Origin of the sequence: Desulfobacula sp. (assembly GCF_030611305.1) — a bacterium.
GTDB lineage: Bacteria > Desulfobacterota > Desulfobacteria > Desulfobacterales > Desulfobacteraceae > Desulfobacula.
The window spans coordinates 1-5,661 of record NZ_JAUWQB010000138.1 but is presented as its reverse complement, the minus strand read 5'-3'; the positions used below and the strand labels follow the sequence as shown (position 1 = coordinate 5,661).

The following is a 5,661-nucleotide window of genomic DNA, read 5'->3' as shown; positions in this document are numbered from 1 at the left end:
AGAAAGGCTGTATTATCAAATAAAGGTTCTGCAGGTAAACATGCGGCGGTGATATATAAATTAATTAGGAATAATGTAACCGTTTACGGTTCACGGTTCACGGTTCACGGTTGCTCAAACCTAAGATGAGCGGTTAGCTCTTAGCAATTAGCTCTTATTATTTCAGGTGGTTGTCAGCGATTTGATTTTTACCCATTGGGTGAAATGTCGATATCTATCAATATATTGAAATTGTTGTGCTAATTGTTAACAGCTCAATTGAGGTCAAAACATAAAACCGTGAACCGACAACCGTGAACCGACAACTGAGTAACCGTGAACGGTTAGTCATTCTTAAATGAACTCTGTCCTGTTGCATGAAGCACACTTAGCCACAATTTACCGTTTGGATCAACTTTTTTTCGCTTGCCGGCTGAGGCGTCCATTGGGATATGAACAAAATAGTTGTTCCAGTGGCCGATCAGAACTCTCGTTTTTCCTGCCATGCCGGCATGAACAGCGTCGCGTCCCAGAAAGCTGCAAAAAACATGGTCATTGGCATTTGCCGGCAGACTCCTTATCATATAACTGGGATCAATATATTTAAGTGATAGATTAATGTTTCTGGATTGGAAATAAGATATTATTTTGTCTTTTAAAAACAGTCCTATATCCTTGAGCCTGATGTTTCCTGATTCATCACGTTCATTTTTATCGATTTCAAAAAACTTCTGGCCTGCTCCCTCAGCCACCAGTATTACAGCATGTTTCCTGAGATGGATACGCTTTTCAAGCGCGTTTAGAAAACCTTTTGGCCCTTCAAGATCAAAATCGACTTCCGGTATGAGCACAAAGTTTACATTCTGTTGAGCAAGGGCGCTTGTTGCCGTTATAAAACCGGAATACCTTCCCATAAGTTTTATAAGTCCTATTCCGTTTGGATATCCTACAGCTTCATTGTGGGCTCCCCTGATCGCCTGTGTGGCCATTTCAACAGCGGTATCAAAACCGAAAGTCCTTGATACCATATAAATATCATTATCTATTGTTTTCGGTATTCCAATAACACTTATTTTCAGGCCCGTTTTTGCTATGGTATCTATTATCCTGGTTGCAGCCATAAGTGTTCCATCGCCCCCGATCATAAAAAGGATACCTATGTTCATTTTCTTAAGGGTATTGACAATTTCCTCTATTGACTGCGCTCCTCTTGAAGACCCTAAGATTGAACCACCCATTTCAAGTATATTGACAACTGATTCAGGTTTAAGATCCACTATCTCGTGGCCGTATTTTGGAATAAAGCCCTGGAGGCCGTATCTCATACCATAGATATTTTGGACCCCGTAACTGTAATGAAGTTCCAAAACTATTGAACGAATTATATCATTAAGACCAGGGCATAGCCCGCCACATGTTACAAGTGCACACCTTAGTTTGTCGGGATCGAAAAATATTTTGCTTCTGGGACCAGCCATTTCAAATGATGTGGGTATTTTCCCTGCCTTGACAGTCTTTATAAGCCTCTCAAATTTTACGTCTATTAATACCTTGTCATTATCGGAAACGAAATTTTGACTTTTTGCGCTTTTTTCCCATCTGCTGATCGGTGATAATATTTTTGGCTTACCTAAAGTCTCTATTTCTGCGTCAATGGAATTATAATCCATAACTAACCTCAATTCTTACGTTTCGATAGTTTTTATTGTGTTCGAAAGGTATATCATTTGTTTTTACTTACCGTTAAATTTAAAATCACCTTTACCTAATATATCGTGGAGATGCAAAATACCCTCAACTTTTCCAATTGAATCAGTTATCGGGAGGATAGTTATCTGGTACTGTTCCATTATGTTAAGTGCATCGTAAGCCGGAGAATCAGGGCCGGCGGTTCGTGGGTTTTTTGTCATAACATCTTCGACTGTAAGCTCAAAAATATTCTTTTTCTTTGTAATAATGCGCCTTATATCACCATCGGTTATTATACCTGTAAGGATTTTATCTTTTGTTATTACAAGAGTCGTTCCCAGTTCAAGACGATTGATTTCATCTATGGCGATTTCCATGCTTGTTCCCGCGAAAACTCCCGGCACAGCCTCTCCTGTCAGCATGATATCTTTAACTTTACTGGAAAGCCGCCGGCCCAATATGCCTCCTGGATGAATTTTTTTGAAATCGCTGGGTTTAAAATGTTTTTTGTTAATGAGGACAACGGCAAGCGCATCCCCCATTGCAAGCATGGCGGTTGTGCTGGCAGTAGGTGCAAGGCCTAAAGGGCATGCTTCTTTTTCGACACCAACGTTAATTACTATATCACTGTGTTTTGCCAGGGTTGAATGTATATTCCCTGTAAAAGCTATAACCTTGCATCCTATCTTGCATATGCTTGATAAAAGGATATTAAGCTCATCGGTTTCACCGCTGTAAGAAAGAGCAAGGAATATATCATCCTGACATACCATGCCGAGATCTCCGTGCATGGCTTCAACAGGATGTAAAAATATTGATCTTGTGCCTGTGCTGTTCAGGGTGGCCACGATCTTTCTGCCCACTATTCCGGATTTGCCGATACCGCCCACTATTACACGACCGCTGGAATTGAAGATAAGTTCCACCATCCTGGAGAAATTGCCGTCAATCCGGTCTGTCAATCCAAGTATGCCCTCTGCTTCTATTTTAAGAACCTCAATTGCTTCTTTAATGATCATATATATTGTTTCCCTATTTCTAATAGTTCACCACGGTTTTTCACGGAATTACACTGAGGACTTGGTCAAAAATGCCAACTTATTTTTGACCAAGCCCTGAATTATCAAAATACTCTTCTCATCATTGCGAACGTCTCTGTTTACAATTTTCTGTGAAACTCCGTGTTGTTCCGTGGTGAACTTTTGCCATTTTTTAAAAAAGGCCGAACTGTTACCCTTAATTAAAAGGTTTAAGCTAAGTTGTCAATTTTTCGATTAAAAATCAAGCCCTGACGTATGATTATGCGCAGTCAAGCTATCCAAGGATTTATGAAGAACGTTCTGGATAGCCTTTTTGTGTGGAAATAAACACATTTGCCCAAACATTAAAGTATTTAGAAACAATGGTTGTTTTGACCAGCGATTGTTCAGTTTGCTCATTGAAGAAACTGTTTTTTGACATATTTTGTCCCTGTTTTTATTAACAAATATGGGATTTCTCCTTTACGTCCCCGATTTACGTCATGTTGATTAAAGAATCTGTCTTATACGCACCGGCTTAGTATAAGCAACAACCATTGGATTGTCGGGCAGGTTATGCGCATGACCCATTGCCGTCATCTGGAGCAGGGTTGTGGTTTTCGGAATGGGAGGCGATTTGTAAAAAACCACAAAACGCTTTTGACACTTTTCAAGCAAATCGCTATCGTGAAAACGGTTCAGAATGCTGCTGCAATAATCCATAAAGCATATGGAACTCATAAATTGTTTGGAAACCCTGTTTTTATTGATTGACTCGGATTTCATTTCGATAAAAATCAGATAGTTTTGATCGTCTATCCTGGTAAGCAAAACATAATCACAGGCTTTCAGATGATCCCCGGATTGAGACAGATACGGACTCAGGCCCTTTTTCCCGTCAAAAGAAAATTTTACGGAATCATCCGTTTGGAATCCCATAACCACTACTTTGGACAATTTGCTGCTTTTGTCCGTTTCCCTGAACTCAAATCTACGTCGGTTACCGCATGTTTCCGAGTTCCTTATTATCCGCCTAAACGTGTCAAATGCCATTATTCATCACCTCCAAGCAGAATCTCTTCCTGAATTTGATTCATTTCAATGATACTGTCATCAAATCCCTTCACCTCTATCCCCAGATTCGGATCAATGTCGCAGTATGTGAATGTAACAACTTTTGTTTTTTTCTTTCTGTCCGCCATTTTCATCAGGTTCTCACCCGCGCTGTAAACTTTAACCTGCTGAGGCAACAGTAATTCATTATCGGTATATCCAAAATTTTTCATCACTTTTCGAGAGTACTTCGTGCCAGCCTTCAACATAATCAAAGTATTTAGCTCTTTGATTATGTAATCGCTATGTGTGGTAATAAATACCTTGATGCCGATATTTACAAGACGAGCAAAAAGACGCGCCACCCTTCGTTGATTTTCCGGATGCAGATTCAGCTCCGGCTCATCCACGATGAGCATATCTCCCGGTTGAGCCATATGTTTCAGGTAAAATCCGATATCCAGCAATGATCGGACGGCGCTTGAACTTTGGCCCATGGTCAATTTAACTCTGCCTTTACGTGGCACATAATAAAGCTCGCCGCGGAGAACCCTGTATTCACCGCCGATAATATCCTGAAAATCAGTAAGGATGTGAGAGTATTCTTTTTCGATGAAACTGTCCTTTTTAGCTATATTTTCTAAGTTTCTTGTAAAATCCACATTGTCTTTTACCGGCAAAGCGTATGAATCATACACACGATCAAGCAGTTTAAACGGATCCAAATCCCTTTCCATGCCACCTATTTCTTCTAAAAGTCTGTTCCGTGCAAAATCAAGTTCTTTTCTGAAAATAGCAGCTCCTGTCCTTTCTGCGCTGGCAATAAACGGGTCAGGAAAAAGCGGGGCAAATAAAATATCCAACAGGATATTGTTAATGAATTGTTCTATTGCATTTGCCGAAATTGGTTCATCTCCCTTTTCCCACAAACCGGCTATTTCCAGGATGCTGCTATTTTCTTCTTTGGAACAGACAATCAAATCCTTTTTTCTTGAACTAATGGTTTTCTTGAATTCTCCGCTTATATCTATCTTTGAAGTGTCGAGCTCCAATTGAAAAACCGAATCAGCAAAGAGCTTTTCAGAAGAGGCAAATATTTTATAGAGAATTTCTGAATAACGGTTACACGCTTTTTGCAATAACTCAGGAATCCGTTTTTTAAAATCCTCCAATTCAATTCTAATTACGCCGCTATCAATGAGTTCCCGGGAATGTTTAAGAAGCGGCTCAATGCTTATAATGTTTCTCCATAACTTCAAAAAACCATAAAACGTATAAACGGCATACGTTTTACCAGTATTATTTTTCCCGCAGATAATGGTTAAATCGCCAAGTTCAAATTCCGCAGTTTTGAGAATGCCCAGGTTTTGCAACTTGATTTTCATGATAACCTCCATTTACACATCTTTTACGTCAAACATCCGGCGCTTGAACTCCAGAGCGATCCTGCCCCACTACATTTACAGTATTAACCAGCATCTGCCCGCAGCAGGCAGACGGCGGGGATGGGCAATGCCCATATGCTGCTTTCACATTCTGAACTTTACACCTGATTATATCCCAATGTCATTGATTTGAATTCCATCCTTTTTTATTTCCCAGACCAGAGGATCATCTTCAACAAAACTGCCTGGCGTAAATGGGATCGGTTCAATGCGGTTATCAATTTGCCCTGCAATCCTGGCCAGTTTTATTCCTTCTTCAAAACGGTCCTCAGAAAAATCAGATGATATAACGGCCACATCTATATCGCTAAACTTGCTGCTTATGCGCTTTGCATATGAACCAAAAAGATAAGCAGAATCAACAGACACACCACTTTCCTTTAATTTAAATAGAAACATTTTAACTTTCTTAACTATCAAATCATTGATTTCAGCCATTTAAAAATATCCTTTATCTTCTTAAGTTCATTTTCAGT

The 5,661-nt window shown here is 39.7% G+C and carries 5 protein-coding genes; all 5 read right to left on the bottom strand.

What is annotated here, in order from left to right; genetic code table 11:
• Positions 1–323: 323 nt before the first annotated feature.
• The 5 genes from QAI40_RS16585 to QAI40_RS16565 all read right to left on the bottom strand — a co-directional run bounded on the left by QAI40_RS16585 (position 324) and on the right by QAI40_RS16565 (position 5,623).
• Complete coding sequence (locus tag QAI40_RS16585; protein WP_304511858.1) at positions 324–1,649, bottom strand: ATP-dependent 6-phosphofructokinase; 1,326 nt, start codon at positions 1,647–1,649, stop codon at positions 324–326.
• A 63-nt stretch (positions 1,650–1,712) separates the two neighbouring features.
• Positions 1,713–2,687 (bottom strand): KpsF/GutQ family sugar-phosphate isomerase, encoded by a 975-nt coding sequence (locus tag QAI40_RS16580; protein ID WP_304511857.1) that lies wholly within the window; start codon positions 2,685–2,687, stop codon positions 1,713–1,715.
• 510 nt (positions 2,688–3,197) lie between these two features.
• A complete protein-coding gene (locus tag QAI40_RS16575) occupies positions 3,198–3,740 on the bottom strand; it encodes a hypothetical protein (RefSeq protein WP_304511856.1) in 543 nt (180 codons plus the stop codon).
• A complete protein-coding gene (locus QAI40_RS16570; protein WP_304511855.1) occupies positions 3,740–5,125 on the bottom strand; it encodes an AAA family ATPase in 1,386 nt (461 codons plus the stop codon). The genes QAI40_RS16575 and QAI40_RS16570 overlap by 1 nt, the downstream gene beginning before the upstream one ends.
• 168 nt (positions 5,126–5,293) lie before the next feature.
• On the bottom strand, positions 5,294–5,623 hold the full coding sequence (locus tag QAI40_RS16565) for a nucleotidyltransferase domain-containing protein (protein ID WP_304511854.1): 330 nt from the start codon (positions 5,621–5,623) through the stop codon (positions 5,294–5,296).
• Between the last annotated feature and the right edge of the window lie 38 nt (positions 5,624–5,661).

Bases quoted from the DNA above. Each gene is read 5' to 3' on its own strand.
- QAI40_RS16585 (WP_304511858.1), bottom strand. From the start codon at position 1,649: ATGGATTATAATTCCATTGACGCAGAAATAGAGACTTTAGGTAAGCCA.
- QAI40_RS16580 (WP_304511857.1), bottom strand. From the start codon at position 2,687: ATGATCATTAAAGAAGCAATTGAGGTTCTTAAAATAGAAGCAGAGGGC.
- QAI40_RS16575 (WP_304511856.1), bottom strand. From the start codon at position 3,740: ATGGCATTTGACACGTTTAGGCGGATAATAAGGAACTCGGAAACATGC.
- QAI40_RS16570 (WP_304511855.1), bottom strand. From the start codon at position 5,125: ATGAAAATCAAGTTGCAAAACCTGGGCATTCTCAAAACTGCGGAATTT.
- QAI40_RS16565 (WP_304511854.1), bottom strand. From the start codon at position 5,623: ATGGCTGAAATCAATGATTTGATAGTTAAGAAAGTTAAAATGTTTCTA.